Genomic DNA, 26,704 nt, shown 5'->3' with positions numbered 1-26,704 from the left:
ACTAATCCATACGCCGCAGGGCCGCGATCTGTTGCACAATACGCCCCGGACTGTTTTCCCTCAGGATGTTCAATGTTGATTTCCACTCCCATGCGTGTTTTCGGGCTGGCGCTGTTGTTGACCGCTGTTGCCGGCTGTTCGAAGGACAAGCCGATGTACGAGCATGAGAACTTCGATGACTCCGGCACATTTTCGCGCAATTATCCGGTGACTGATGCGGTCAGCTGCGAAGCAGCCCGTCGCGCGTTGCTCAGCCAGGGTTACATCATCACCAGCAGCGACCCGAAAATCGTCAGCGGCCACAAGAGCTTCCAGCAAACCGGCGATACCCATATGGAGATCAGCTTCAATGTGGTCTGCGCCGATGACGGCAGCGCCGGGCACCATGCCACGATGTTCGCCAACGCCTTGCAGGATCGCTATGCGCTGAAGAAAACCAACAACTCCGCCAGCCTTGGTGTCGGCGTGTTGGGCTCGGTGTCGATGCCGATCGGCTCTTCGGACGACTCGATGGTCAAGGTCGCCAGCGAAACAGTGACGGCACAAAAATTCTACGAGCGTTTCTTCACGCTGGTCGAGCAGTTCATGCCAGCTGAAGCGAAGAAGGCGGCGCATATCGAAGAGAAGCCGAAGGCCGATCTGGGGATGCCAGAGCCAAAGCCTGCGCCGGCCGCGTTGACGCCGACGCCTGCCGCTGAGCCTGCCGCAACCCCTGCGCCTGCTGCCGAACCAGCGCCAGCACCCGCAGAAGCGGTGCCAGTGAGTTCGGAACCCGTGGTACCGCCAGCGGAGTCTGCGCCGATCACGCCAGCGTCAAGTGCAGAGCCTGCGCCGGCAACCGAAACCATCACGCCGCCGGCGAATCCTGATATCCCACCGCCGTCCGAGCCAATTCCGGCGATGCCAGCGTCCGGTCAATAATCCAGTAATACCCTGTAGGAGTGAGCCTGCTCGCGATAGCGGTAGACCAGTCATTAACGATTTGACTGATCTTCCGCTATCGCGAGCAGGCTCACTCCTGCTTCGTTTGGGGCTGAATTAAAATTTAGTTACATTCCCCGCACAAAAGTCCCGCGATAAATTCCTGACCACCTGCTACGTTTTAATCATGAAGGCCGGGTTTCACTTTTCCTTCACACGAGCGGTTTATGCTCGAGGCACTGGGTATTTGCTCAGGCCCATTCAAGAGAGCAGCAGGGGGATTACGCGATGGATGATTATCAAGAAGAGCTGCTCGAATATCAGGCTTATGAACTGGATCAACCCGAGCCTGCCGACGACGCCACCGAGCTTTGACTTGCGGCTTGCCGCTCACAGCGCGCAGCTGCTTTCAAGCCGTTTTGCGGTGACTACGGCGGAACTCGCCGGGTGTCTGCCCGCTCCAGCGTTTGAACGCACGCTGAAAGGCTTCGGCTGAGGCAAAGCCCAGCAGGTAAGCGATTTCGCCGAATGCCAGTTCGGTGTCGCGGATGTAGGTCATTGCCAGGTCACGGCGGGTGTCATTGAGGATCGCGCGAAACTGCGTGCCTTCCTCGGTCAGTTTGCGCCGCAATGTCCAGGTCGGCAGTTTCAGGCGAGCCGCCACTTCTTCCAGATCGGGTTCTCGACCACCATTGAGCAACGGCCCAAGCAATTGCGTGATGCGCTCGCGCAGGCTGCGGGTTCGGGTCAATTGCTCCAGTTCCCGCTCACACAATTGCAGCAGATGCCGCCAGGTACTTGGGCAATGCTCGGGATTGCGTTGCGCTAGGCAGTTCAGCCCCAGGCGCAATTGATTGCGCTCGGCGCCGAACTGGATCGGGCAATCGCCCAATGCCGCATAAGCCACGCGATAATCCGGCTCGTCGAATTCGATGTCGATGCGTTCGGCGCGCAACGGCTCGCGGCTGACGGCCGAAAGCTGATGCAGCCAACCAGCGATGATCGAGTCCACCACAAAGCGGTTATAAGCGTTGTAGGGGCTGATGGAATAGAACCGCAGCCACGCGCCTTGGGCATCTTCATGGAAACTCGATTGACCACGGTAGTTGGAGCCGTAAAGCGGTTCAAAACGGATCAGGCAACGCGCGGCTTCGCGCACGGTGGGCGCCTGTGATGCTGTGACCCCGGCCAGTCCGGCCTGACTCAGGCGACTGAGCTGACCCATGCGTAAACCCAGCGCCGGGTCCCCGGTCAACTGAATCGCGCTGTGCCCCAGGCGCATGTAACGAGGAATCGACAAGCGTGCGCCGGCCTCGGCCAGTCGCGCGGCATCCAGGCCATATTGCTCAAGCAGCGGTTGTGGGTCGGCGTCATGACTGCGCACGGCATCGGCGAGACTGTGGACGAAACCCACCGACAAATCCCCGAGGCGCATCGGCAGCGGCTTCATGGTTTACAACCAGATGTTCAACAAGCGCGCACCACGGGCATTGCCATCGGCGAACTGCTGACCATTGCCGCTGAGAAAACTCTGCCCGGAGCTCAACTTGTCCCAGAACTGCCCGCGCAGAAACACGCTGACACCGGCGACGGCATTGCTGCTCGGCGGTTGCGCGGTCAGGGTCAGGCGATGCCAGGCCTGACCTTCGCTGACTTCGCCGGGCTTGAGGCTGACCGAGCCGGGTGTGCTCGAGCCTTTGTAGCCGCCCCACGGTTTATCCCAGACATTGTGACCGACCACGAACGCCGGCACCGCCACCAGTTGCGCGCCTTGTTCATCGAGCTTGCGATAGTTGTCCGGATACCAGCTGTCGCTGCCGATCAGAATGCCGAGGCGTCCAGCCGGGGTGTCGACCACGTTGATCGCATGTTTGCCTTCGCCCTCGATCACTTCGCGTTGATCGAAGATCGGGTGCATCTGCCGCTGCGGTTGACCGAGCGGAACGCCGTCACGACCAAACACCACGCTGCTGTTGAACAGCGCACCGCTGCCGGGTTTGAGCTGACCATCGCGGATGCTCGGTTCGGGCAACACGATCGAACCCGCCACCAGCGTGACGTGAAACTCTTTGGCGAGGCCACCGAACAGCGCTTGATAGTCCTTGGCCATCGATTTGGACTTCATCCGCAGATGCGCATCGTCAAGGCGACTGGCGCCCTTGGCACTGAGCCAGGCGCGGGCGAACAGCAGCGGGTTGCTCGCCGCCAGCCAGTTCATCGCTTCGGCGAGGGTGGGTGCTTGATACAGCTCATCCTTTTCGCCGCTGATCATCAGCCAGGTGCCGACATGCTCCGGCAGCACCACCACGGTTTTGTCGTTCAACAAGCCTTGCTCCTGGGCTTGCTGCAAATAGGCCGCGAGCTTGCGGTGCAGACGCTCGGGGCTTTGGTAATCGGTCGGAAACAGCTCGGGTTGAATGCCCAGCAAGTTGCCACGGTCGGCGGGCGTGCCTTGGTCGACTGCGAGTTTGATCCGCAGGTCCGACAGGTAATGCCCCGCCGGCCGGTCTGCCGCCCACATGGCGTAGGAGGCGAGGGCAGCCACAAGGGCCATGGAAAACGTCAGGTACAAAAGTTTGCGCATGAAAACCAACAACAGCCGGGTACAGGGTGTGGCGACTAGGGTAGGGCCCATGGCGGCGGTTGCCAAGGGGCGCTGCGCATTTGGATCAATAAGTTGTCAGTTACGGTCATTGAGTGACAGCAGTGCGACTCTTAGTCTGTCGAACATGACTGACGGGGGACGCAGAGCTCCCGCACTTTTTCCGTGATTGCTCGTTGTGGAGTTACCGATGACCGCCGCTCATTACCCGCACCTGTTGGCCCCGCTGGACCTGGGATTCACCACGCTGCGCAACCGCACCCTGATGGGCTCGATGCACACGGGCCTTGAAGAAAAACCGGGTGGCTTCGAGCGCATGGCGGCGTACTTCGCCGAGCGCGCCCGTGGTGGTGTCGGCCTGATGGTCACCGGCGGTATTGGTCCGAACGACGAGGGCGGGGTGTACTCCGGCGCGGCAAAACTGACCACCGAGGAAGAAGCGCTCAAGCACCGCATCGTTACCCGCGCGGTACACGACGCCGGCGGCAAGATCTGCATGCAGATTCTTCACGCCGGTCGTTATGCCTACAGCCCGAAACAGGTCGCACCGAGCGCGATTCAGGCGCCGATCAACCCGTTCAAGCCCAAAGAGCTGGACGAGGAAGGCATCGAGAAGCAGATCCGCGATTTCGTTACCTGCTCGGTACTGGCGCAAACCGCCGAGTACGACGGCGTAGAGATCATGGGCTCGGAAGGTTATTTCATTAACCAGTTCCTCGCCGCGCACACCAACCACCGCACCGACCGTTGGGGCGGCAGCTACGAAAACCGCATGCGCCTGCCGGTGGAAATCGTCCGCCGCGTACGTGAGGCGGTCGGCCCGAACTTCATTATCATCTTCCGTCTGTCGATGCTCGACCTGGTCGAGGGCGGCAGCACCTGGGATGAGATCGTGACCCTGGCCAAAGCCATCGAGCAGGCCGGTGCGACCATCATCAACACCGGCATCGGCTGGCACGAAGCGCGGATTCCGACCATTGCCACCAAGGTGCCGCGTGCGGCATTCAGCAAGGTCACCGCCAAACTGCGTGGCTCGGTGAGCATTCCGCTGATCACCACCAACCGCATCAACACCCCGGAAATCGCCGAGCAGATCCTGGCTGAAGGCGATGCTGACATGGTCTCGATGGCGCGGCCCTTCCTCGCTGACCCGGACTTCGTCAACAAGGCTGCCGAAGGTCGCGCGGACGAAATCAACACCTGCATCGGCTGCAACCAGGCGTGCCTCGACCACACCTTCGGCGGCAAGCTCACCAGTTGTCTGGTCAACCCGCGTGCCTGCCACGAGACCGAGCTCAACTACTTGCCGGTGAAGCAGATCAAGAAGATTGCTGTGGTCGGTGCCGGCCCGGCGGGTCTGTCTGCCGCCACCGTGGCCGCCGAGCGCGGTCATCAGGTGACCTTGTTCGATTCGGCCAGCAAAATCGGCGGCCAGTTCAACATCGCCAAGCGTGTGCCGGGCAAAGAAGAGTTTTTCGAAACCTTGCGCTATTTCAAACGCAAGTTGCAGACCACCAACGTCGAGGTGTGCCTGAACACCCGCGTCGACGTGGCAAAACTGGTTGAAGGCGGCTACGACGAAATCATTCTCGCCACTGGCATTGCGCCGCGTGTACCGGCGATTCCGGGTGTCGACAACGCCAAGGTGCTGAGTTACCTGGACGTCATCCTTGAACGCAAACCGGTCGGCAAGCGTGTCGCCGTGATTGGTGCGGGCGGTATCGGTTTCGACGTCTCGGAGTTTCTGGTTCACGAAGGTGTGGCCACCAGTCAGGATCGTGCTGCGTTCTGGAAAGAGTGGGGCATCGATGCGCAACTGGAAGCTCGCGGTGGCGTGGCCGGGATCAAGGCAGCGCCGCATGCGCCGGCCCGTGAAGTGTTCCTGTTGCAGCGCAAGAAAACCAAGGTCGGTGACGGTCTCGGTAAAACCACTGGCTGGATTCACCGTACCGGTTTGAAGAACAAGCAGGTGCAGATGCTCAACAGCGTCGAATACCTGAGCATCGATGATCAGGGTTTGCACATTCGCATCGGCGAAACCGGCGAGCCGCAATTGCTGGCGGTGGACAACATCGTGATTTGCGCGGGCCAGGATCCATTGCGTGAATTGCACGATGGGTTGGTCGAGGCAGGGCAGAATGTGCACCTGATCGGCGGCGCCGATGTTGCAGCAGAGCTGGATGCCAAGCGCGCAATCAATCAGGGCTCGCGCCTCGCGGCTGAACTCTGATTTAGCAGGTCTAGCGTGCCAATGGCCATCGCGAGCAGGCTCACTCCTACAGGGAACGCATTTCAAATGTAGGAGTGAGCCTGCTCGCGATGGCTGCTTGTGAGCGACTAGAATGCTGGCTCTGTCCAGATCGAATCCCCGCCCATGCTTTTGCCTCCCGCCAATTGGCTACCCCAAGCCCCCCTCGAACACCTTCATTTGGACTGGCTCACCACCGCCGGCATTGAAGTCGCGATCCTGCGCCTCGACCAGATCGATCCGCTGATCAGCGGCAACAAATGGTTCAAACTCGTCGAACACCTCAAAGCCGCCGACCGTGCCGGTGCCGAAGGCATCATCAGCCTGGGTGGGGCGCATTCCAATCATCTGCATGCGCTGGCGGCGGCAGGCAAACGGCTGGGATTCAAAACCGTGGGACTGTTGCGCGGACATGCGCAGGAAACTCCCACGGTGCGCGATCTGCAAGCGTTCGGCATGCAGTTGCATTGGCTGGGTTACGGCGGTTATCGCGCGCGGCATGAGCCGGGATTCTGGCAACCCTGGCAGGAACAATACCCACATCTATATGCAGTGCCGGAGGGCGGCGGCGGATTGCCGGGAGCGCTTGGTTGCGCCGCCATCAAGGAGCAGGCACAGGCGCAATTGGCCAGCCTCGGCTGGAGTGATTATCACGGCTGGTGGCTGGCTTGCGGTACCGGCACCACGCTGGCCGGGCTGGTTCTTGCCGAGGCTGGCGCGCACCCGGTCTATGGCGCGTTGGCTGTGCCGGATGATCATGGGGTAGCGCCGCAAGTCTCAGCGATCATTCGTGAAGCCGGGGCGGCCGATGCGGCCTATGAACTTATTGATGCCAGCCGTGGCGGTTTCGCCAAGGTCGATCCGCCGTTGCTGGAGTTCATCGAACACACTGAACAGGCCAGCGGCGTACCGCTGGAACCGTTGTACACCGGCAAAGCGCTTCTGGCGCTCAAACTGCAAGTCGAGACAGGTCGGTTCGCCCCCGGTACACGGCTGATCTTCATCCATACCGGCGGCCTGCAGGGGCGGCGCGGATTGGCGGCCAATCGATAAGACTCAACCGCGCTTGGGCATCATCCGCAGCAGCGTGTTATCCCTCACCACATAATGGTGATAGATCCCCGCCAGCGCATGCAGCCCGATCAGCCAATAACCGATCGTGGCGATCAGCACGTGCCAGCCCTCCACCTGTTTGGCGAAGGCTTTGTCCTCACCCACCAGCAACGGCAGATCAAAGCCATAGAACATCACCTGATGCCCCTCGGCGCTGGTGATCAGCCAGCCCAGAATCGGCATGCTGATCATGAACAGGTACAACGCCCAGTGCATCAGCCGCGCCAGTACGGTTTGCCATTGCGGTGAAGCCGGGAAGATCTTCGGCGCCGGGCCGAGGTTGCGCGCCAGCAGGCGAAACCACACCAGCACGAACACGGTCAGCCCCAGCATGTAATGCACTTCGCGGATCAGCGTGCGGCCGCCGCTGCCTTTGGGAAAGAGGCCGCGCAATTCCATGCTGGCGTACACCAGCACCAACAACACCAGCATCAGCCAGTGCAACAGCACCGACACAGTGCTGTAGCGAGACTCGGAACTTGTCCACGGCATACGGTGTTTCCTCACAGATCAGGGTCGAAACGGCCGTTCTTGCGCGACGGCATGCTTTAACTGTAATCCGCTTTGGCGGATTTGCCTGAGGCTGATCGGACTTTCAATGCGCTGAGTCAGGGCTTTGCCAATAAAAACGCCAGCATCGTTCAGATGCTGGCGTTTTTGTTTGCAGCCAGTGGCAGGGTTCAGCTCGACTGCGGCATCTCACCGTTGGCCAGACGCTTGTTGATGTCCGCAATCACTTCCGGCAGATCGGTGATGGTGTCGATCATGTAGTGCGGACGCGAACCTTCGAACAGCGCGTGGATGCGTTTGCGTTCGCTGGCCAGTTCATCGCTGCCCAAGGCACGGAAACCGGCGTAATCCAGACCCAGCGCGTTACCGGAGCAGATCAGCGCAACGGTCCACATTCCGGCACGACGGCCTTCGAGGATGCCCGGCACGGTGTCATCGATCTTCACACAGGCGCCGACGTCGTCGATGCCCAGCGCGATCACGTTGGCCAGCGCCTGAGCCGGCCACGGGCGGCCGTTTGGCACTTCGTCGGTGGCGACAACGTGGTCGGCGACGTAGCCATTGGTCGCGGCCAGTTCGACGACTTTGTCCATCACTTGCTTCGGATAACCGGAGCAGGAGCCGATCTTGATGCCTTGCTGACGCAGATTGGCGATGGTTTCCAGCGCCCCAGGGATCAGCGCCGAGTGTTCGGCAATCTTCTCGATCTGCAGCGGCATGAAGCGGTTGTAGATGGCGGTGACGTCGTCATCGGTCGGTGTGCGGCCAAACGCTTTGCGATAACGCTCGGCCACTTGTGGTTGATCGCACAGGGTGCGGATGTGATCCCACTTGCCCATGCCCATCGGGCCGCGCGCTTCTTCGATGGAGACCTGCACGTCGAATTCGGCGAAGGCTTCAACGAAGATTTGCGTGGGGGCGAACGAACCGAAATCGACCACGGTGCCGGCCCAGTCGAGGATCGCGGCTTGCAGCTTGCTTGGATTGACGTAGTTCATGGCAACAATTCCTATGAGAACGGGCTAATCAAAAGTTTCGGCGATCCTGTGGGAGCGGGCTTGCCCGCGATGGGGCCCTTTCAGTCGACATTTGTGCTGAATGTCAGACCGCTATCGCGGGCAAGCCCGCTCCCACAGGGATCGAGTCGGATCAGATTTCGAGGACTTCCATCTCGCGCAGCACTTCACCCACCGCCGCAACGGCCAGGCGCATTTCGTCCGGGCTGACGTGGCCGATGCAGCCGACGCGGAAGGTTTCGACTTGAGTGAGCTTGCCCGGATAAAGGATGTAACCCTTGGCCTTCACGCGTTCGTAGAAATCCTTGAACTGATAGCGCGGGTCACTCGGCGCATGGAACGTGGCGATGATCGGCGCCTGAATCGCCGCCGGCAGGAAGCTGCGCAAACCGAGTTTGCCCATTTCTTCCATCAGTGCCTGGCAGTTCGCCGCGTAGCGCGCATGCCGTGCGGGCAGGCCGCCTTCTTCGTTGTATTGCAGCAGGGCTTCGTGCAGCGCCGCGACCACGTGGGTCGGCGGGGTGAAACGCCATTGACCGGTTTTCATCATGTAGGCGTGCTGGTCGAACAGGTCCATCGCCAACGAATTTGAGTTGCCAGCGGCTGCGGCCAGCGATTCTTTGCGAGCGAAGACAAAACCCATCCCCGGCACGCCTTCCAGACACTTGCCGGACGCGGCAATCAGCGCGTCGAACGGCACTTTCTGCGCATCTACGGGCAAGGCGCCGAAGGAACTCATGGCATCGACAATCAGGCGTTTACCGTGTTGTTCAACGACCTGGGCGATTTCCGCCAGCGGGTTGAGAATCCCGGTGCTGGTTTCGCAGTGGATCAGCGCAACGTGGGTGATGTTGCTGTCGGCGCGCAGCAGGCGGTCGACGTCGGCGGCGGTGGTCGGTTCGTCCTCAGCGGTTTCGAAAGTGCTGAAGGAACGGCCAAGCACTTCGCAGATTTTCGCCAGTCGCTTGCCGTAGGCGCCGTTGATCAGCACCAGCACTTTGCCGTCACGGGGCACCAAGGTGCCGATCGCTGCTTCCACGGCGAAAGTGCCGCTGCCCTGCAACGGCACGCAGTGGTGAGTCGCGGCGCCGTTGAGGATCGCCAGCAATTGCTCGCACAGGCTGGCGGTCAGTTGGTTGAAGCGGTCATCCCATGACCCCCAGTCGACCATCATCGCCTGGCGGGTGCGGGCCGAAGTGGTCAACGGGCCGGGAGTGAGCAGGATGGGTTCGGCGATACTCATTCGTGTGTCCTCGGATAGCGCTGTGGGATGAAGCTACGGGGCATACGTTGCAATTCGCCGTTGCATCAATCAAATTGTTTGTTGTTATGCCAGCCATCAGCGAGAGTTATTCATGAACCTGTTTCAGCTGCGCGCCTTCGACGCCGTCGCCCGTGAAGGCAGCTTCACCCGCGCTGCGGCGCGGTTATTCATCAGTCAGCCGGCGGTCACCGGGCACATCAAGGCGCTGGAGGAGCACTACCAGATCACTCTGTTGCGACGCACCGCGCGACGAGTGGAACTGACCGAGGAGGGCACCAAACTGGCGGCGATCACCCGTGCCATGTTTGGCCTCGCGGAAGAGGCGCAGACGATGCTCGAAGCCAATCGGCAATTGCTCACCGGGCGCCTCGAAGTGGCGGCGGACGGCCCGCACATGGTCATGCCGATGCTCGCCAGCCTGCGCGCGCGATATCCGGGGATCACCGTGAATTTGCGTTTGGGCAATGCCCAGGAAACCCTGGCGGCGTTGTTATCCGAGCACGCGGATGTCGCGGTGCTGACCGAAGTCGAACCGCGCAAGGGCCTGCATCTGCAGGCGTTGAGCGAGTCGCGGATTTGCGCACTGGTGCCGGCGGGGCATCCGTGGGCGGTGCGTGCCGGTGAGGTGAATCTTCAGGAGCTGGATCAAGTGATCATGGTGCTGCGCGAGCCGAGTTCGATCACCCGGCGCACGTTTGATGACGCATGCGCGCAGGCATCGATCCATCCACGAGTGTTGCTGGAACTGGACAGCCGTGAAGCGGTAACCGAAGCGGTGGCAGCCGAGCTGGGCGTTGGCGTGGTGTCATCGGTGGAAGTCAGCCATGATCCGCGCGTGGTAGCGATTCCGATTGTCGGGGAGGGCTTGGTCAATCGGCACATGATCGGTTGCATGGAGCGGCGTCGGGAGTTGCGCTTGATTCAGGCGTTTTTTGGTCTGGCGCCAGCCGCACCGTGATCGTTCCCACGCTCTGCGTGGGAACGCAGCCCGGGACGCCGTCCCATCCAAAGCCGAACGCGGAGCGTCCGTTGAGGCATTCCCACGCAGAGCGTGGGAACGATCAGGAGCCGGGGAGGCTTTCGCGAACCATCTCTAGAAACGTCGCCACCACCCGTCGATTGCTTTGCTCCCGTAAACACACCAGTGTCTCCGTCAGCCGTCGCGTGCAGTCGATAATCGGCAGCGCACACACCCGCGAGTCCGCACCAAACTCCGCCGCTGAAACCACGCCGACCCCAATCCCCACCACCACCGCCTCGCGCGCGGCTTCGCGGCCTTCAACCTGGATTGCCGGGCGAATGCGAAACCCGGCGCGGGCCATTTCTTCTTCCAGAGTCTGCCGGGTCACCGAACCGTGCTCGCGCAACACCAGCGGCGTGTCATCGAGATCCGCCAGGCAGATCGATTCGCGCTCGGCCCACGGGTGATTGCGCGACACGAACGCCACCATCGGATCGTTACGCAGCGGCACACACATCAAGCGCTCATCACTGACATCACGGCCCAACAGCGCCAGATCCGCCTGATAGTTGAACAGCCGGAACAGCGATTCATCGGTGTTGCCGGTCTCGATCTTTACGCTGATACCCGGATAGCGCTCGCAGAACCGCGCGATCTGCGGCAACACATGCACCGGCGCATCCACCGCCAGAATCAGGCTGCCGGTCTGCAAGGCCTGGGATTCCTGCAACAATTCCTGCGCCTCCGCTTCAATCACGAACAGCCGTTGAGTAATCGCCAACAGCCGTTCGCCCAGATCGGTCAGGCGCACGGAACGTTTATTGCGGTGAAACAGCAACACTCCAAAACGTTCTTCGAGTTTGCGCACCTGGTCGGAAATCGCCGGTTGCGTGAGGAAAAGCCGCTCGGCGGCTTTGGTGAAGCTTCCATGCACGGCCACGGCGTGGAAGGCTTTGAGCTGGGCGTGGGAAACGGACATGAGGGCTCCTGGCTATGTGGTCAGTAACAAGCTGAGCTTATGTGTGAAATACGATAAATCGATTTTATTTATTAAACAGTAATTGCTTTGATCGGCTCACGCCAACGCTGACTGTCCGGACGGGCAGCGGGGATGGCGATGAGCCTGTGCGTGCAACAGCAGGACTCATCTGACCGGTTTCACCCCAGGGAAGCGGTGATATCGCAGTGCTCAACAATAAAAACACAGGCGTTTTTCTTAACGATTCTGCCGGCACACTCACACCCTGAGGTCAGAACCACCATGAACAAGCACATCGGCACCATTGCGCGTTGGCGCGTGCAGATCTTCGCTATCACCTGGCTCGCGTACGCCGCTTTCTACTTCACCCGCAAAGCCTTCTCGGTGGCCAAACTCGGCATCGGCGAAGACCCCACGTTCATGCTCGACAAAATGGCCATGGCCAACCTCGATGCCATCTATCTGGCGGCTTACGCCCTCGGCCAATTCACTTGGGGCATGCTCGCCGACCGCTTTGGCCCACGGGTTGTGGTGTTCGGCGGTTTGCTGATTTCCGCTGCTGCGGCGCTGGTGATGGGCAGTTTAGCCACGCTGCCGATCTTCGCCACCTGCATGTTGATTCAAGGTTTGGCGCAATCAACAGGATGGTCGGGGTTGTGTAAAAACCTCGGCAGTTTCTTCCCGGCGCAACAGCGTGGGCGGGTGCTCGGCTTGTGGAGTTCCTGCTACGCGTTTGGTGGTCTCGTGGCGTCACCGTTTGCCGGTTGGTGGGCATACACGCTCATTGGCAGTTGGCACGCGGCGTTCATTTCCAGTGCCGCCGTGGTCGCCGTGGTCGCGGTGTTGTTCTTTATCTTCCAACGCAATAAACCGGAAGACGTCGGCTTGCCGGCAGTCGAGCCGGAGCCCGAACTCACGGCTGAAGAAACCGAAGCCAACAGCAAACTCAGCGTTTGGGAGCCATTGAAGGAAATCCTGCGCAACCGCACGGTGCTGGTGTTGGGCCTGGCGTATTTCATGTTGAAACCGGCGCGTTACGCGATTCTGTTGTGGGGGCCGGTGATCGTTTTCGAACAGATGCCCAGCGTCGGCAAGGTCGGCGCGGCAATCATTCCGACCTCGTTCGAACTGGCCGGTTTGCTCGGGCCGATCATGATTGGTCTGGCCTCGGACAAACTGTTCGGCGCTCGACGCATGCCAGCGTGCGTGATCAGTCTGCTCTTGCTCACCGTGACGCTGGCGCTGTTCATGGCGGCGTTGCAGTCCGGTAGCGTGATCATCGTGGTGGCGCTGTTGTTTGTCATGGGCCTGACCCTGTACGGCCCGGATTCGATGATCAGCGGTGCGGCGGCCATCGACTTCGGCAAAGCCAAGGCTGGCGCCACGGCGGCAGGCTTCGTCAACGGCTGCGGCTCGGTCGGCGCGGTGCTTGGCGGTTTGCTTCCCGGATACTTCGATACGGTCACCGTGTTCATTGTTTTCGCCGGTTGCGCCTTGTTCTCGGCACTGGTGCTGATTCCGCACTGGAACAGCCGCCCGGTCGGCGTGATGGAACCGCGCGCGTCCGTTCCCAATTGCCCGTTGACGATCAAACCCCTGCGTTCCTGAACCCCTTGCCTCGCGGCCTGCTGCGGCGTTCGCGGCAGGCTGTGCCGTGGCCATCTGACTGGAGAAAACCCATGAGACCGTTTTGGCTGGAGCAGGCCTTGCAGGTTGACACGTCCGACACCTGCCCGCCGTTGCAAGGCGAAGTGCGCACTGACGTGTGCATCGTCGGAGGCGGTTACACCGGTTTGTGGACGGCGATCATGCTCAAACAGCAGAACCCCGAACTCGATGTGCTGCTGATCGAAGCGGACATCTGCGGTGCTGGCGCCAGTGGGCGCAACGGTGGCTGCGCGTTGTCGTGGTCGGCCAAATATTTCACCCTTGAGCGTTTATTCGGTGTGGAAGAAGCGGTGCGTCTGGTCAAGGAATCGGAGCGCAGCATCCACGCCATCGGCGAGTTCTGCGAGCAGTACGACGTGGATGCCGATTACCGTCTCGATGGCACGTTGTACACCGCGACCAACCGTGCGCAGGTCGGTTCGACAGACGCGGTGATCGCCGCGCTGGAGCGCAATGGCATCAACTCGTTCAGCCAGCGTCCGGTGGCCGATGTCCAGCGCATGGCTGGCTCCGGCAAACATCTGGAAGGCTGGTTTTCGCCGGCAGCGGCGAGTGTGCAACCCGGCAAACTGGTGCGCGGTTTGCGCCGGGTGGCGTTGCAACTCGGCGTGAAAATCCACGAAAACACGGCGATGACCGGGCTGGAAGAGGGGCGTCCGGCGCGAATCCAAACGGCGAACGGCAATGTGATCGCCGACCGTGTGGTGCTGGCGATGAACGCCTGGATGGCCCGCGCTTTCCCGCAGTTCGAACGCAGTGTGGCGATCGTTTCCAGCGACATGCTGATCACCGAACCGCGCCCGGAATTGCTCCAGGAAATCGGTTTGACCAGTGGCGTCACCGTGCTCGATTCGCGGATTTTCGTGCACTACTACCACAACACCCCGGACGGTCGGATCATGCTCGGCAAGGGCGGCAACACCTTTGCTTATGGCGGACGGATGCTGCCGGTGTTCGATCAGCCGTCGCCTTATGCGGGGCTGCTCCAGCGCAGTCTTGCCGATTTTTTCCCGGCGTTTGCCGAGGTCAAAGTCGACGCCACCTGGAACGGCCCGTCGGATCGTTCGGTGACCGGGTTGCCGTTCTTCGGGCAGATGAGCAACAGCGGCAATGTCTTTTACGGCTTCGGCTATTCGGGCAGCGGCGTCGGCCCGTGTCACATGGGCGGGCAGATTCTCGCCTCGCTGGCGCAGGGCCTGGACAACCCGTGGACGCGCTCGCCGCTGGTCAACGGGCCGTTGGGCTACTTTCCGCCGGAGCCGATCCGTTACCTCGGCTCGCTGATGGTGCGCAACGCCATCCGCCGCAAGGAGCGCGCCGAAGACCATGGTCACCGCCCTCGGCATCTGGACGTGCGTCTGGCGAAATTCGCCGCTGCCGCGGGTAAGGCCGACAAGGGTTGAGCGACTAATGGCCGGCGCGATTGACCAGCCAGTCGAGCAGCAAACCGTTATCGGGCGCGTGCGATGTGTCCCGGGGTTGGCGTTGTTGCGGGGTGCCCAGGCACAGGATCGGGCGGTCCGGATCGCTGTCGAGGAAACTCACCCAGACCTCGCTGCCGGCACAGGGCAATTCGTCAGGAGCGATACGCCCTGAGGCCCGGGCCATGGCTACCGGTAGCCAGATAGCCTCGGTTTCAACCGTCGGCGGTTGTTGCCCAGGCCACAGCCGCACGGCGATGCGCCCCTGTTCATCCAGCGACGAAGGTTGTCCGGGGCAACCGAGCACTTGCGCCAGGTGATAGCCGCCGATACGCGGGCGGGGTTGTTTGAGCGGTGGACGGAAGTCGGTCGACCACGGCTGGGCGGTGAAGTCGTTGTAATAGCGATGGACCGTCGGCACCGGATCGAGAATCGACGGATGCTGACCTTGATGACGCATTTCGGTGATCAGCCACTGTTCGTTGAAGTAGCTGATGGGGTGGTCGGTCACCTGCAGCAGGTGTCCGCTGAGCAAACCTTTGCCGTCGCTGCGACCCTGAATCGAGCGATGCTGGCAGCGTTGTCGCTCCAGCTGTCGGCGACTGCGTTGCAGCGCATGGTGTTGTTCGATCGCCGTGATCACCGGCGGCGCGGGATGTGGCGCAGTCTGATTGGCGGCATCTTCCTGGAACGTACGCTGTCCGCGGTTGCGAATTGCGGGCAGCGTCGCGATGGGAGCGGCGTGGTGATGCTGATAAAGGGTACTGATCGAAGGTGATGGCGTGTGCTCATCGACCTTGAACGGGATCAACGTCGGCACTTGCGGCAGGTTCAGGCTGTCATCGGCAAACACCACCACATGGCCGTCTGCCTGATGTTCGAAGTGATAGTGAATGCCTTCTTCCTCGCACAATCGCTGCAACAGCGCCAAATCGCTTTCCTCGTACTGAATGCAGAAGGGCCGTTGCGGGTACTGGCCGACGCTCATCTCGATGCGATAGCCATCGGGGAGCAGGGCGTTTTCGTCGAGCAATTGCAGGAGTATCTGCGGCACGCTGCGCTGGATGAAAACCCGGCGCCTAAGGGGCTGCGCCAGCGTTTGCAGGTGCGGCACCAAGACCATTCGATAGCCGATCCGGTGCGTTCCGCGATGTTCGCAGCGACTGCTCTGGATGATGCCGTGAATCCCGTGGTGGTCACTCAGGCGCAGAAATGCCGGTTGATTCAACCACATCGCTGGCGCCACTGCCGGCGCCAGGCCGATCAACTCGATGTTGAACCGGAACGGCTGGTTGAGCGCTTCCTCACCGTCAAAGCGCAGGACTGGCAGGGACAAGCCACTGTCGGTCAGGGTCAGGGTGAACGGACTTTCCTTGTCGTTGAGCATTTGAGCAGGCTCTGTCAGGCAATACGGGGCTCAGAGGGTACGAAACCACAGCGCAGAATGGTCATCACAAAGGGTGTTTTCAGAATCGCCCTACAAGCGCTGGCGAAGATGTCGATTTCCCATTGGATTTTTTGGTCGATTGCCGACTTTAGGCCGTATAAACTTGCCGCCACGCGTCGGCCAATAGATGTCTCGGCGCCACAGATCAAGAGAGTGAGTAATGGGCGCACAGTGGAAGGTTAAACACAAAGAAGCGGCATCTAACGCCAAGGGCAAGATCTTCGGCAAACTGGTGAAAGAAATCACCATTGCTGCGCGCAACGGTGCCGATACTGCCACCAACGCACACCTGCGCCTGGTCGTCGAACAGGCCAAGAAAGCCTCGATGCCGAAGGAAACCCTGGATCGCGCGATCAAGAAAGGCGCAGGCCTGTTGGGCGAAACCGTGCAATACCATCGCGTGACCTACGAAGGCTTTGCGCCGCATCAGGTGCCGCTGATCGTCGAGTGCGTTACCGACAACATCAACCGTACCGTCGCGGAAATCCGCGTGGCGTTCCGCAAGGGCCAACTGGGCGCCTCCGGCTCCGTGGCCTGGGACTTCAACCACGTCGGCATGATCGAAGCATCGCCGGACACCCCGGACGCCGATCCGGAGATGGCCGCCATCGAAGCTGGCGCGCAGGATTTTGAAGCGGGCGAAGAGGGCGCGACCCTGTTCTACACCGACCCGACCGACCTCGATTCAGTACAAAAAGCCCTGCCGGAGCAAGGTTTCACCGTGCTGTCGGCCAAGCTGGGCTACCAGCCGAAGAACCCGGTCAGCGGTTTGAGCGACGAGCAAATGGCTGAGGTCGAAGCCTTCCTCGAAGGCCTCGACAACCATGACGACGTGCAGGACATGTTCGTTGGTCTGGCTGGCTGATTTGCGGCGTCAGTGATGCCCCCATCGCTAGCAGGGCTAGCTCCCACAAGGAGTTGTGCACACCACAGAACCAATGTGGGAGGCACCAGTTTCACCAGCTCCCACATTGCAATGCATTCCAGTGTGGGAGGCACCAGTTTCACCAGCTCCCACATTGAAATGCATTCCAGTGTGGGAGCTAGCCCTGCTAGCGATTGACCGCGCAGCGGTCACAGGTTTTCCAGGTTTCGCATCACCTCATTGAACCCCGGCCGCGCCAGCACATCCGCCTGGCAGCAACGCTGCTCGAGCATCTCCAGTGCCTGACGCCGTTCATCACTCAACCCCGAGTCGATACGCGCCAGCAATTCCCCCAGCAAAATCCCGAACGCCCGCACTTCAATGCGTTGCAGCGCTTGAGTCTGTGCAGTGTCGGTGGTGGCATGGAACGACGCCGCGCCAAAATCCCCGAGCAAACATTCGCCGCGCTCGTTCAACAGAGTGTTGTGCCCGTAGAGATCGCCATGGGTGATGCCGTGCTGGTGCAGATGCCCGGCGGCCGAGGCGATGCCTTTGGCGATGTTCAGCGCCACGTCGGCACTGAACCGGCAGTCATCGGCGTAAACATCCCGCGAGCAGGACGCCAGGCTGGGCAGGCCCGCGAGGTTGCGAAAGCTCGGGTCGATCAATTGCATCACCAACCCTTGCTGGTCGTCGGGATGCCCGTGAACGCGCCCCAGCACTTGTATCAGGTTGGCATGCAGCCCGGCAGTGATACAGGCGTTCATCTCATGCAGCGGCGAGCCATCGCTGGTCATTTCGCCTTTGTACAACTTCACCGCCACCGGTTGCAGTGAACCGTCGTCACGATGCCAGATCGCCCGGGAGATCACCCCGGACGCGCCTTCGCCCAGTTGCTGTTCAAGACGCAGCGCCGACCAGTCGATCAGTGGCGTCGCTTGCAACGCAGCGGCGTCGGCCTCGGTTTCCAGCGGATTACCGGCATACGCCAGCCACGTCAGAGTCGGCAGGGTCAGCAGCCACTGCGGCAGTTCGGTCAGCTGGTTGGCGGCGATGCGGATCAGCTCCAGGCGATGACACTGGCTCAGCGACGGCGGCAGCGCCTTCAGGCGATTACCGGCCAGCATGAGTTTTTGCAGATACGCTCGTTCGCCCAGTTCGCTCGGCAGAATTTCGATGTGATTGTCGGTGAGGATCAGCCAGCGCAGCAGCGGCGGCAAAGCGCTGCCGGGGACATCGACGATGCGGTTGGCCTTGAAGCCGATCATCGTCAGCGCCGCGCATTGGCCGAGGCATTCCGGCAGCTCGGTGAACAGGTTGTCGGAGCAGAACAGCACGCGCAACCGGGTCAACCGGTGCAGATCCTCGGGCAGGCTGCTCAAGACATTGCCACTGAGGTTGAGCACTTCCAGTGTATCGGCCAGGTCGAAAATCTCGCGCGGGAACTCGGTCAGTCCGCAAGACAAATCCAGCCGGGTGCTGCCAGACAACTCGCCGGTGCGCAGTTGAGCAAGGGTGTGCATGTCAGTGTTCGCTTTTGAAAGGGACAAGCGCAGGGCGCTGGAATGGCCGACATGATAACGGCAATGCCGTGGATTGATATTGGATTGACCGCGCAACCTTCTGGGAGCTAGCTGTGATCTCTCACAGGTAAATCTGGCGGTGTCAGGCGGAGTCGTGGATGACCTGCAGCTGGCCCAAGCGACTACGAGTACGCGCCAGGTCTATCGCATCGCCGCCCAGGCTTTCGCACAGTGACCGTTGGCCGAGCAGCGTCAGGTGCTTGTCCTGGTCGTAAAGCACGTCGATCAGGTTGATGAAGCGTTGTTGCGCAGCAATCGAGCAGTCCCCCAGCAGTGGCAAATCGTCGATCACCCAATGGTCGAAACGCCGACACAGCTGCAGATAATCCATCACCGCCGTCGGCTGCTCACACAAATCGGCAAAGGTAAACGCGACGCGCCGGCCCTCACTCCGTCGTGCCGGAATATGCCGCGTACCGACGGCCAACGGCAGCGGTGGCGCATCCTGCGCGGGAAGATCCAGCGCTTGGCGCTGCGCCGGCGTGCCCGGCCACACGTAGTGGCCGTGGGTAAACACTTGATGTTCATGGTGGCGGGTCTGGCTGCGGTAATCATGCGCACCACCGACCTCCATCACTTGCATGCGCGCATTGATCAGCTCGATCACCGGTTTGAACCGTGCGTGATAGAGCGGATTGGGCAACAAGCCCTGCGGAGGATAGTTGGACGTCACCAGCAACATGATCCCGCGCTGGAACAGGGCTTTGAACAGGCGGGCGATGAGCATTGCGTCGCCAATGTCATGGACATGAAATTCATCGAAACACAGCACCCGGCAATCCTGCAGCAGTTCATCGAGGGTGGCGGCGAGGGCATCGTCCTGCTCGCGATGATTGAACATGCCCTGATGCAATTGCGCGAAGAACTCATGGAAATGCAGACGCTGTTTTTGCGTCGTCGGCAGCGCCTCAAAGAAACCGTCGAGCAGCCAGCTCTTGCCGCGTCCTACGTTGCCGTACAAGTACAGGCTCGGCGGGGTTTGCGCGGAGGCAGCGAACAGCAGACTGGCCTGCTGCGCCATGCAGTCGATCACCTGCAGTTGGCTGTGGCTGAGGGTGTAGCCCAGATTGTGCGCCTTGTGCCGGAAGTAATCGCGGATCGACTGGGCGCTGGCGTCATGCCCGGCGCTGGCGGCAATGCCCTTGCCGAACACGCGGCGCAACGCCGACCAGCGTTGGCTCAGGCGAGATCGTTGGGGCAATCGGGCGGGCACTCTTGGCTTACTCCGTGTTCGTCAGGCCGGCTCCCGCGAGCGCGGGGCAATAGTTTAACCAGCGGCGCCGTGCGCCTTCCACTGCAATGACGCGAGAGTGGGCGATCACTGAACAACATTGCAACCACGATGATTTTTCGACGTATTGCCAACCTTTCGAAACATATGCCGTTAGATCTGTGGATCCAATCGACTGGCGGAATCGGCCTGCGTTGCTAACCTGAAACACAGTTACGACGGCGCAAGCGGTCCCTCACAAGGAAAGCGGCAGTGAAGGCAAGAGCGGTCATGGGCCTGCTGGGTGTGCTCGTTGCACCTGTATACGCGGCGGATCTTCAAGTTGAAGTGCGGGTCGATGTGCAGCGTGGCTGCCAATTGATCGGCCAGCAACGTGACGCCGGTATCGAACAGCTCGGTGTGCTGGATTTTGGCAGTACCGCACGTCTTGATGACCCGGCCGGGCCATTGAGTGCGGCGCTGACCCAGCACCGGTTACCGCGGCTGGAATGCAACCCGGACACCCCGTATCAGGTGCGTATCGACGGCGGTTTGCACGGTGGAGTAGGTGAGGTTCGCTACATGGCCGGTTCGGCAGGCAGCAAACCGATTCCTTATCGGCTGTTTCAGGACGCGGCGCGGCGCGTCCCTCTGGTTGTGGACGTACCGGTCAGCGGGCGAGTGCCGGACAGCGGCACCGTGGAGTTGCCGTTGTACGCGCGGATCGAACGGCTTGCCGAAGTGCCGCAGGTGAGTCGCTATTCGGATCTGGTCAAAGTCACCGTCACCTGGTGATCGCCGGGTGTTGATTGGCAATCCGCTGGATTCGGATTGCACATGGAAGGGCGTTCAATGATGAGCGCGTGGGTTGGAGTCGCTGAAGGAGTAGGGACGGACACAATGACAGGCAAGTACTGGATGGTCGTGGCGGCAGGAACACTGGCGCTGCTCGCAGATGATGCCCAAGCGGCGGTCAGTGGGCAGATCCATGCGCGACTGATCCTGATCGCCGGCTGCGAAGTCACCAATGCCAGCAATCCCGCCAGCGCGATCAGCGAGCTCGGGACGCTTGATTTCGGCCAGCAGGGTCCGACCTGGAATGCGCCAATCAAGGCCAGTCTTGATGGTGACAGCAGCGGCAAACTCAATGTGGCCTGCAACCCCTCGGTCACCGGCTTCACCGTCACCATCGACGGCGGCACCCACGGTGACGGCAATACCCGGCGCCTGAGCAATGGCCGCCAGACCATTCCCTATCAGCTGTTTGTCGATCCCTCTGGGGCGCGCAGCTACAGCATCGGCCAACAACACAATTTCGCTGTCACCAGCGGTGCGCAGATACCCATTCCGGTATTTGGCTCGGTGGTGGCGAATACCCGCGCGGTTCCGGCAGGTGTCTACACCGACACCTTGACGGTGACGCTCGACTGGTAACCCTGTAGAGGACGGACACCATGCGTAGGATTGCTTCAAGGATAGGTTTGTCGCTGCTCGGCCTGACACTGGTTTCCAGTGCGCATGCCGCCACCACCGTCACTGGCCAGATTACCTCCAGCCTGATCCTGATCAGCAGCTGCCAGGTCAACGGCGCCGGCGGCTCCACCGGCCTGAACTTCGGTGCGTTGAACTTCGGCACTGCCAACAGCCTGTTTACCACCGCGACCGGGCAAGTGCTGGGCGGCGGTGGTGGCGCGTTGTCGATTCTTTGCTCCAGCGGCACCACACCGACGGTCAAGGTACGCGCCGGTGCCAATGACGGTAAATCACCTGGAGGCACGCGAGCGCTGTTTGACGGTGTCGCCAACTACGTGCCGTACGACTTGTATACCGACGCCGGACATTCGCAACTGCTGGCCATCGACGGCACGATCAACCTCGCCGCCAGTACCGGCGTGGCGCAGACAGTGAACATTTACGGTCAGGCGGTGGGCAAGGCGGGTTTGCCAGCCGGGACGTACACCGACACCGTCGCCGTTGAACTGACGTTCTGATGCCATGCGCCGCCATGCTTGCGCCGCGTTGCTCCTGCTATGCGCGGGCAGTGCGCCGCTGCCGCTGACCGCAGCGACCAGCCAGAGCTTTCAGGTCAGTGCCACGGTGACGGCGGGGTGTCTGGTCGTCGGTGGGGTCTCGAACTATGGCGGGTTGAATTTCGGTTCTCGTTCAGCCCTGGCCACTGGCACGGTGCAGGTCGCACTGACCGGTGGGGTGCAGTTGCAATGCACACCGGGGGTGACGTTGAACATGAGTGTCGATGGCGGCCAGTACAACAGCAGCGGCCGGCATATGCAGGTCGGCAGCGGGAGTGCGCGGGTGGCGTATGCGCTGTTTCGCGATGCCGCCTACAGCCAGAGTCTGGGCATCGGTCAGAGCGTCGCGGTGGCCTACAGCGATGCGAACAACATCCGCCTGCCGATTTACGGTCAGGTGCAGTTGCCGGGCAATCAGCCCGGGGGGACGTACAGCGATGTGTTGCAGGTGCAACTGTCGTGGTGAGGCAAAGGTTGAGTGACCGACAAGGAGCAGGTTTATGGGGGCAGTTATGTCACGGCATTCGCTCGTGCAGGGCGCGATGTTGGCGCTGGTCATGCTCGCGGCGGGCAATGCCTGTGCCGCCAGTTCGGTGCTGATCTGGCCTATCGATCCGGTGCTGGAAGCCGATCAACAGGCCAGTGCGTTGTGGCTGGAAAATCGCGGTAATGAAACCGCCAACCTGCAGATCCGCGTGTTCGGCTGGAGCCAGAGTGATTTCGGGGAGCAATACCAGAACCAGCGCGACGTGATCGGCAGTCCGCCGGTGGCCAGGATCGAACCGGGGCAAAAACAACTGGTGCGCCTGACCCGGACCAAGGACGTGCCGCCGGGGGAGGAACTGGCCTACCGGATCATCATCGATGAAATTCCCTCCGCTCAACCGGCCACTGCCGAAGGTGGCAAAACCGCCGCCGCGATCCGTTTCCAGATGCGTTATTCGGTGCCGTTGTTTGCCTATGGCGCGGGACTCTGGAGCAAGGAAGACAGCACGCGCCCACGAGATCCCAAGGGCGTGGGTTTGCCGCAGTTGAGCTGGCGTACGGCGGTGGTGGATGGCAAGCCGTATGTGGAAGTGCGCAATCAAGGCGCGGTGCATGCGCGGTTGACCGACGTGGCAATCAAACAAGGCGGGCAGAACAAACCGTTGGCCGAAGGTTTGCTCGGTTATGTGTTACCGGGAGCGGTGATGCGCTGGCCGGCTCCGGGACCACTGGCCGGTGAGTCGGCGCTGCAGGTGCGGGTCAACGGTGCTGCGCAGGTGCAGAGCATTACCCCGGCACGCTGATCGAGCCGGCGATTTCAGGAGGATTCAGTCCATTGATGGACGTCAAACGTGTATGAGCCCGCTATGGGCTCGCCGTCTTCAGCGTCCGTTATGGCTTGTGACCGGCGCGTTTTGCCTGGTGTTCGTTCAACCATCCGGGGCCGGCGACCTGCCGCCACCGCCCAGCGGTATGGAGGCCGTGAGTGATGCACAGTTGTTTCTGGAACTGGTGGTCAACCAGATGAATACCGGGCGGGTGGTGGCAGTGGAGCAGCGTGGCGGGCGCCTGTTCGTACCGACGACAGCGTTGCGCGAAACCGGGATGAAACTGCCCGATGGCACGGGCAGCGAAGTCGACCTCGACTGCCTGCCGGGGCTGCACAGTGAATACGACGGTGTCGGCCAGCGTCTGCTGTTGCAAGTGCCGGCAGACTGGCTGCCGGAACAATTCATCGGCAATCGAGAGGCCTATCCGCGCACCCCGGCGCTGAGCAGTTTCGGCGCACTGTTCAACTATGACCTGTATCTCAACGATACTGACGATGCTGGCACCTATCTGGCAGCCTGGAACGAAGTCCGGGTGTTCGACAGTTGGGGCACGCTGTCCAACACCGGGCAATACCGGCGCACGTTGTCGAGCGCTGATTCCTTCAGCTCGATGAACAATGGTTACCTGCGCTACGACACTACTTGGCGTTACTCCGATGACGAGCGGATGCTCACCTACGAGGCGGGCGATGTCATCAGCGGTGCGTTGCCGTGGAGCAGTTCAGTACGTTTGGGCGGCGTGCAATTTTCTCGGGACTTTGCCGTGCGCCCGGACCTGGTGACCTATCCACTGCCACAGTTTGCCGGCGAAGCGGCAGTACCATCCTCTGTCGATCTGTTCATCAATGGCTACAAGTCCAGCAGCGCCGATCTGCAGCCAGGGCCGTACACATTGACCAACATTCCGTTCATCAACGGTGCTGGCGAAGCCGTCGTGGTGACGACTGATGCATTGGGCCGACAGGTGTCGACCACGGTGCCGTTTTACGTCACCAGCACTTTGCTGCAAAAGGGTCTGAGCGATTTCTCCGTAGCTGCGGGGACCTTGCGCCGCGATTACGGGTTGAAGGATTTCAACTATGGCCCAGGTGTCACGTCCGGCAGTCTGCGTTATGGGGTCAGTGACAGTTTCACCCTGGAAAGCCATGCCGAAGCGTCTGACTCGCTGACCTTGGGTGGTCTCGGTGGCAACCTGCGGCTGGGCAATTTCGGCGTGCTTAATAGCGCCGTCAGCCAGAGCCGTTTCGAGGGCGAGGGCGGTGAGCAACTGAGTCTCGGTTATCAGTACAGCAACCAGCGCTTCAGCTTTTCCTATCAGCGCTTGCAGCGCCATGATCAATATGCCGATCTGACCGTGGTCGACACGCCGTACATTAGCCTCAGCCGCCGTAGTGAACAGGCTACGTTGAGTCTCAACCTTGATCGCTGGGGCAGCCTTGGCGCGGGTTATTTCGATGTGCGCGCAGCGGATGATTCGCGCACGCGTTTGCTCAACCTGAGCTGGAGCAAACCGTTGTGGCGTAACAGCAGTTTCTACCTGTCGGCCAACCGTGAAATCGGCGACAGCAACTGGGCGGTGCAGGCGCAACTGGTGATTCCGTTCGATCTGCGCGGCAGCCTGGCGATCAGCAGCGAGCGCAGCAAGACCGGGCAAACCCAGCAGCGGGTCAATTACAGCCGCGCGGTGCCCACCGAGGGTGGGGTAGGTTTCAACTTGGGCTACGCGAAGGGTGACGGCGCCGATTATCGTCAGGCCGATGTGACTTGGCGTTTGCAGTCGGTGCAGTTGCAGGCTGGCGTGTACGGCACTTCGGACGCTGAAACGCGCTGGGCTGACGCCAGTGGTTCGCTAGTGTGGATGGATAAGCAGGTGTTCGCGGCCAACCGGATCGACGACGCCTTTGTGGTGGTCAGCACCGATGGTTTCGCCGACATTCCGGTACGGTACGAGAATCAGCAGGTCGGTCAGACGGATAAGAACGGCCATTTGCTGGTGCCGTGGAGCAGCGCCTATTACCGCGGCAAATATGAGATCGATCCGCTGAACCTGCCGCCGAATGTGCGCAGCCCCAACGTCGAACAGCGCATTGCCGTGCGTCGCGGCAGCGGCTATCTGCTGGAGTTTCCGTTGAACCGGGTGATTGCCGCGAGCATTGTGCTGGTCGACGCGCAACAACATGAGTTACCGCTGGGCGCAGGCGTGTTGCATGAGCAAAGCGGCACTAATACGGTCGTTGGTTGGGACGGTTTGGTCTATCTGGAGAACCTCGCGGCGCAGAACTCGCTGCTGGTCACGCTTGCCGATGGAGCAACCTGTCGGGCGCAGTTCAATGTTGATGTGAACCAGAATCAGGTGCCGCTGATCGGCCCGTTGGTGTGTCAGTGATCAGGCTTCTATTGTGGCTGGTGCTGGTATTGCCGGGCGCGGCGCACGCCTTGTGTTCGGTGGTCGGCACCACGCCGGCAGCGTTCGGCACGATCAGTTCGATTGCCGTGCGCACCGTTTCACAACCCAGTTCCACGTTGAATGGCGGATTGAGCTGCACCGGTTCGCTGTTGTCGTTGCTGACCAGTAATGATCACTTCTGGGGCACCGTTTCATCGACCCAGAGTGGCTTGGTCGGGCCCACCGGCGATGTCATCGGTTACACGATCTACGCCAATAACAGCACGAGTTATCCGCTGACCCGTGGCACCGCTTATGATTTCGCCCGCAACGGAATCATTGATGCCTTGGGCCTGCTCAACGGCACGACACCGAAAACCGTGCCGCTTTACCTTGGCACCACGATTGGCAGCAATGTCGCCGCCGGGGTTTACACAGAGACCCTGAGCATTTTCTGGAACTGGAATTACTGTTCGGGGATCGGCATTGGCGCCATTTGCATCGGTCGCGATATCGCCAGCGGTACAACTTCGTTGACTGTGAATCTGACGGTGTCCAACGACTGCACGATTACCGCGCCGAACATTGCCTTTGGCAGTGCGCCGGTGGTCAGCGCATTCACACCGGTGACCGGGCAGACCATCAATCTGGCCTGCACCAAGGGCAGTGCTTACACCGTGGGCTTGAGCGATGGACAGAACGCGGTAAGCGTCGGCGGCCGGCGGCGGATGATTTCCGGGAGCAATTATCTGGCTTACGACATCTTCAAAAGTGCGGGGACGACGCGCTGGGGCAGTGTCGGCAGCGGACGCCGGGCGAGCAGCGATGCGGAAGTCAATCCCGGCAACGGGCTCGGTACGGGCAGCCAGATTTTCAACTACAACGCGAAAATCTACACCGACCAGACCACACCGCCGGCGGGTACTTATCTGGACAATGTGGTGCTGGATGTGGGTTTTTAAGTGCGCCCTTTCTACTGTGGGAGCCAGGTTCGCCATCGCTTGCAGGGCAAGCTCCCACACTGATCCGCGCTGTACTCGGATTTTGTGTTCTACCCATAAACCTGTGGCAGCCAGCCCTGCTGGCGATAGCGGAGCGTCAGACACAATTGATGCGACTGAACGACCGCCATCGCTTGCAGGGCAAGCTCCCACACTGATCCGC

At 60.9% G+C, this 26,704-nt stretch carries 23 protein-coding genes; 14 read left to right on the top strand and 9 right to left on the bottom strand.

The window, feature by feature from the left end:
- The first annotated feature begins 72 nt into the window (after positions 1 to 72).
- Positions 73 to 921 (top strand): DUF2242 domain-containing protein, encoded by an 849-nt coding sequence (locus tag AC3Y64_RS18325; protein WP_489984774.1) that lies wholly within the window; start codon positions 73 to 75, stop codon positions 919 to 921.
- A gap of 409 nt (positions 922 to 1,330) precedes the next feature.
- Here the strand turns inward: AC3Y64_RS18325 and AC3Y64_RS18320 are convergent, their stop codons facing one another.
- Together AC3Y64_RS18320 and AC3Y64_RS18315 are read right to left on the bottom strand one after the other, a co-directional pair.
- Positions 1,331 to 2,371: an AraC family transcriptional regulator gene (locus AC3Y64_RS18320; RefSeq protein ID WP_489984773.1), complete on the bottom strand. Its 1,041-nt coding sequence runs from the start codon at positions 2,369 to 2,371 to the stop codon at positions 1,331 to 1,333.
- A gap of 3 nt (positions 2,372 to 2,374) precedes the next feature.
- Entirely contained in the window at positions 2,375 to 3,505 is a 1,131-nt protein-coding gene (locus AC3Y64_RS18315; protein WP_489984772.1) for a nitrilase-related carbon-nitrogen hydrolase, read from the bottom strand.
- Positions 3,506 to 3,713: 208 nt separating this feature from the next.
- On the opposite strand from AC3Y64_RS18315, the gene AC3Y64_RS18310 reads away from it, so the two are divergent.
- Both AC3Y64_RS18310 and AC3Y64_RS18305 read left to right on the top strand, forming a co-directional pair.
- Positions 3,714 to 5,753: a 2,4-dienoyl-CoA reductase FMN-binding domain-containing protein gene (locus AC3Y64_RS18310; protein ID WP_489984771.1), complete on the top strand. Its 2,040-nt coding sequence runs from the start codon at positions 3,714 to 3,716 to the stop codon at positions 5,751 to 5,753.
- Positions 5,754 to 5,897: 144 nt separating this feature from the next.
- Positions 5,898 to 6,824, top strand: a complete 927-nt coding sequence (locus AC3Y64_RS18305; protein ID WP_489984770.1) for a 1-aminocyclopropane-1-carboxylate deaminase/D-cysteine desulfhydrase — start codon at positions 5,898 to 5,900, stop codon at positions 6,822 to 6,824.
- A 3-nt stretch (positions 6,825 to 6,827) separates the two neighbouring features.
- Here the strand turns inward: AC3Y64_RS18305 and AC3Y64_RS18300 are convergent, their stop codons facing one another.
- The 3 genes from AC3Y64_RS18300 to AC3Y64_RS18290 form a co-directional block, all read right to left on the bottom strand.
- Positions 6,828 to 7,376 carry a cytochrome b gene (locus AC3Y64_RS18300; protein ID WP_489984769.1) on the bottom strand — a complete coding sequence of 183 codons (549 nt, stop codon included), beginning with the start codon at positions 7,374 to 7,376 and terminating at the stop codon, positions 6,828 to 6,830.
- A gap of 188 nt (positions 7,377 to 7,564) precedes the next feature.
- Positions 7,565 to 8,392, bottom strand: coding sequence for a phosphonoacetaldehyde hydrolase (gene phnX / locus AC3Y64_RS18295; RefSeq protein WP_489984768.1), 828 nt, complete (start codon positions 8,390 to 8,392; stop codon positions 7,565 to 7,567).
- A 151-nt stretch (positions 8,393 to 8,543) separates the two neighbouring features.
- A complete protein-coding gene (locus AC3Y64_RS18290; RefSeq protein ID WP_489984767.1) occupies positions 8,544 to 9,653 on the bottom strand; it encodes a 2-aminoethylphosphonate--pyruvate transaminase in 1,110 nt (369 codons plus the stop codon).
- A gap of 112 nt (positions 9,654 to 9,765) precedes the next feature.
- On the opposite strand from AC3Y64_RS18290, the gene AC3Y64_RS18285 reads away from it, so the two are divergent.
- Entirely contained in the window at positions 9,766 to 10,632 is an 867-nt protein-coding gene (locus tag AC3Y64_RS18285) for a LysR substrate-binding domain-containing protein (RefSeq protein ID WP_489984766.1), read from the top strand.
- Positions 10,633 to 10,735: 103 nt separating this feature from the next.
- On the opposite strand, the gene AC3Y64_RS18280 is transcribed toward AC3Y64_RS18285, so the two are convergent.
- Positions 10,736 to 11,614: a LysR family transcriptional regulator gene (locus tag AC3Y64_RS18280; RefSeq protein ID WP_489984765.1), complete on the bottom strand. Its 879-nt coding sequence runs from the start codon at positions 11,612 to 11,614 to the stop codon at positions 10,736 to 10,738.
- 282 nt (positions 11,615 to 11,896) lie between these two features.
- Here AC3Y64_RS18280 and AC3Y64_RS18275 point away from each other — a divergent pair, with 282 nt between their 5' ends.
- Positions 11,897 to 13,222 (top strand): MFS transporter, encoded by a 1,326-nt coding sequence (locus tag AC3Y64_RS18275; protein ID WP_489984764.1) that lies wholly within the window; start codon positions 11,897 to 11,899, stop codon positions 13,220 to 13,222.
- A 71-nt stretch (positions 13,223 to 13,293) separates the two neighbouring features.
- Complete coding sequence (locus AC3Y64_RS18270) at positions 13,294 to 14,685, top strand: FAD-dependent oxidoreductase (protein WP_489984763.1); 1,392 nt, start codon at positions 13,294 to 13,296, stop codon at positions 14,683 to 14,685.
- A gap of 4 nt (positions 14,686 to 14,689) precedes the next feature.
- Here AC3Y64_RS18270 and AC3Y64_RS18265 read toward each other — a convergent pair whose 3' ends face one another.
- Positions 14,690 to 16,090, bottom strand: a complete 1,401-nt coding sequence (locus AC3Y64_RS18265) for a type VI secretion system Vgr family protein (protein WP_489984762.1) — start codon at positions 16,088 to 16,090, stop codon at positions 14,690 to 14,692.
- Positions 16,091 to 16,310: 220 nt separating this feature from the next.
- Here AC3Y64_RS18265 and AC3Y64_RS18260 point away from each other — a divergent pair, with 220 nt between their 5' ends.
- Complete coding sequence (locus AC3Y64_RS18260) at positions 16,311 to 17,015, top strand: YebC/PmpR family DNA-binding transcriptional regulator (RefSeq protein WP_158954787.1); 705 nt, start codon at positions 16,311 to 16,313, stop codon at positions 17,013 to 17,015.
- A 209-nt stretch (positions 17,016 to 17,224) separates the two neighbouring features.
- Here the strand turns inward: AC3Y64_RS18260 and AC3Y64_RS18255 are convergent, their stop codons facing one another.
- Positions 17,225 to 18,538 carry a leucine-rich repeat-containing protein kinase family protein gene (locus tag AC3Y64_RS18255; protein WP_489984761.1) on the bottom strand — a complete coding sequence of 438 codons (1,314 nt, stop codon included), beginning with the start codon at positions 18,536 to 18,538 and terminating at the stop codon, positions 17,225 to 17,227.
- A gap of 142 nt (positions 18,539 to 18,680) precedes the next feature.
- On the bottom strand, positions 18,681 to 19,811 hold the full coding sequence (zapE, locus tag AC3Y64_RS18250) for a cell division protein ZapE (protein ID WP_489984760.1): 1,131 nt from the start codon (positions 19,809 to 19,811) through the stop codon (positions 18,681 to 18,683).
- A 288-nt stretch (positions 19,812 to 20,099) separates the two neighbouring features.
- On the opposite strand from zapE, the gene AC3Y64_RS18245 reads away from it, so the two are divergent.
- The 7 genes from AC3Y64_RS18245 (at position 20,100) to AC3Y64_RS18215 (ending at position 26,502) form a co-directional block, all read left to right on the top strand.
- Positions 20,100 to 20,603: a Csu type fimbrial protein gene (locus tag AC3Y64_RS18245; protein WP_158954806.1), complete on the top strand. Its 504-nt coding sequence runs from the start codon at positions 20,100 to 20,102 to the stop codon at positions 20,601 to 20,603.
- Positions 20,604 to 20,708: 105 nt separating this feature from the next.
- On the top strand, positions 20,709 to 21,242 hold the full coding sequence (locus tag AC3Y64_RS18240) for a Csu type fimbrial protein (protein WP_489984759.1): 534 nt from the start codon (positions 20,709 to 20,711) through the stop codon (positions 21,240 to 21,242).
- A 20-nt stretch (positions 21,243 to 21,262) separates the two neighbouring features.
- Complete coding sequence (locus AC3Y64_RS18235) at positions 21,263 to 21,799, top strand: Csu type fimbrial protein (protein ID WP_489984758.1); 537 nt, start codon at positions 21,263 to 21,265, stop codon at positions 21,797 to 21,799.
- A 4-nt stretch (positions 21,800 to 21,803) separates the two neighbouring features.
- Entirely contained in the window at positions 21,804 to 22,304 is a 501-nt protein-coding gene (locus AC3Y64_RS18230; protein WP_158954777.1) for a Csu type fimbrial protein, read from the top strand.
- A gap of 34 nt (positions 22,305 to 22,338) precedes the next feature.
- Positions 22,339 to 23,127 carry a fimbrial biogenesis chaperone gene (locus AC3Y64_RS18225; protein WP_489984757.1) on the top strand — a complete coding sequence of 263 codons (789 nt, stop codon included), beginning with the start codon at positions 22,339 to 22,341 and terminating at the stop codon, positions 23,125 to 23,127.
- Between the two features lie 52 nt (positions 23,128 to 23,179).
- A complete protein-coding gene (locus tag AC3Y64_RS18220; protein WP_489984756.1) occupies positions 23,180 to 25,540 on the top strand; it encodes a fimbria/pilus outer membrane usher protein in 2,361 nt (786 codons plus the stop codon).
- The gene (locus tag AC3Y64_RS18215; RefSeq protein ID WP_489984755.1) at positions 25,537 to 26,502 is read left to right on the top strand and encodes a Csu type fimbrial protein; all 966 of its coding nucleotides are present in this window, start codon (positions 25,537 to 25,539) and stop codon (positions 26,500 to 26,502) included. The genes AC3Y64_RS18220 and AC3Y64_RS18215 overlap by 4 nt, the downstream gene beginning before the upstream one ends.
- Positions 26,503 to 26,704 lie beyond the last annotated feature (202 nt).

The sequence above is a fragment of the Pseudomonas sp. 4CAES_32.4 genome (genome assembly GCF_058136335.1).
Note: the sequence above shows the minus strand (reverse complement) of the source record. Positions and strands in the feature narration are given on the sequence as shown.

Bases quoted from the DNA above. Each gene is read 5' to 3' on its own strand.
- AC3Y64_RS18305 (WP_489984770.1), top strand. From the start codon at position 5,898: ATGCTTTTGCCTCCCGCCAATTGGCTACCCCAAGCCCCCCTCGAACAC.
- AC3Y64_RS18230 (WP_158954777.1), top strand. From the start codon at position 21,804: ATGCGCCGCCATGCTTGCGCCGCGTTGCTCCTGCTATGCGCGGGCAGT.
- AC3Y64_RS18260 (WP_158954787.1), top strand. From the start codon at position 16,311: ATGGGCGCACAGTGGAAGGTTAAACACAAAGAAGCGGCATCTAACGCC.
- AC3Y64_RS18315 (WP_489984772.1), bottom strand. From the start codon at position 3,505: ATGCGCAAACTTTTGTACCTGACGTTTTCCATGGCCCTTGTGGCTGCC.
- AC3Y64_RS18280 (WP_489984765.1), bottom strand. From the start codon at position 11,614: ATGTCCGTTTCCCACGCCCAGCTCAAAGCCTTCCACGCCGTGGCCGTG.
- AC3Y64_RS18300 (WP_489984769.1), bottom strand. From the start codon at position 7,376: ATGCCGTGGACAAGTTCCGAGTCTCGCTACAGCACTGTGTCGGTGCTG.
- AC3Y64_RS18285 (WP_489984766.1), top strand. From the start codon at position 9,766: ATGAACCTGTTTCAGCTGCGCGCCTTCGACGCCGTCGCCCGTGAAGGC.
- AC3Y64_RS18255 (WP_489984761.1), bottom strand. From the start codon at position 18,538: ATGCACACCCTTGCTCAACTGCGCACCGGCGAGTTGTCTGGCAGCACC.
- AC3Y64_RS18270 (WP_489984763.1), top strand. From the start codon at position 13,294: ATGAGACCGTTTTGGCTGGAGCAGGCCTTGCAGGTTGACACGTCCGAC.
- AC3Y64_RS18220 (WP_489984756.1), top strand. From the start codon at position 23,180: ATGAGCCCGCTATGGGCTCGCCGTCTTCAGCGTCCGTTATGGCTTGTG.
- AC3Y64_RS18320 (WP_489984773.1), bottom strand. From the start codon at position 2,371: ATGAAGCCGCTGCCGATGCGCCTCGGGGATTTGTCGGTGGGTTTCGTC.
- AC3Y64_RS18240 (WP_489984759.1), top strand. From the start codon at position 20,709: ATGACAGGCAAGTACTGGATGGTCGTGGCGGCAGGAACACTGGCGCTG.
- AC3Y64_RS18235 (WP_489984758.1), top strand. From the start codon at position 21,263: ATGCGTAGGATTGCTTCAAGGATAGGTTTGTCGCTGCTCGGCCTGACA.
- AC3Y64_RS18245 (WP_158954806.1), top strand. From the start codon at position 20,100: ATGGGCCTGCTGGGTGTGCTCGTTGCACCTGTATACGCGGCGGATCTT.
- phnX (WP_489984768.1), bottom strand. From the start codon at position 8,392: ATGAACTACGTCAATCCAAGCAAGCTGCAAGCCGCGATCCTCGACTGG.
- AC3Y64_RS18225 (WP_489984757.1), top strand. From the start codon at position 22,339: ATGGGGGCAGTTATGTCACGGCATTCGCTCGTGCAGGGCGCGATGTTG.
- AC3Y64_RS18325 (WP_489984774.1), top strand. From the start codon at position 73: ATGTTGATTTCCACTCCCATGCGTGTTTTCGGGCTGGCGCTGTTGTTG.
- AC3Y64_RS18290 (WP_489984767.1), bottom strand. From the start codon at position 9,653: ATGAGTATCGCCGAACCCATCCTGCTCACTCCCGGCCCGTTGACCACT.
- AC3Y64_RS18275 (WP_489984764.1), top strand. From the start codon at position 11,897: ATGAACAAGCACATCGGCACCATTGCGCGTTGGCGCGTGCAGATCTTC.
- AC3Y64_RS18265 (WP_489984762.1), bottom strand. From the start codon at position 16,090: ATGCTCAACGACAAGGAAAGTCCGTTCACCCTGACCCTGACCGACAGT.
- AC3Y64_RS18310 (WP_489984771.1), top strand. From the start codon at position 3,714: ATGACCGCCGCTCATTACCCGCACCTGTTGGCCCCGCTGGACCTGGGA.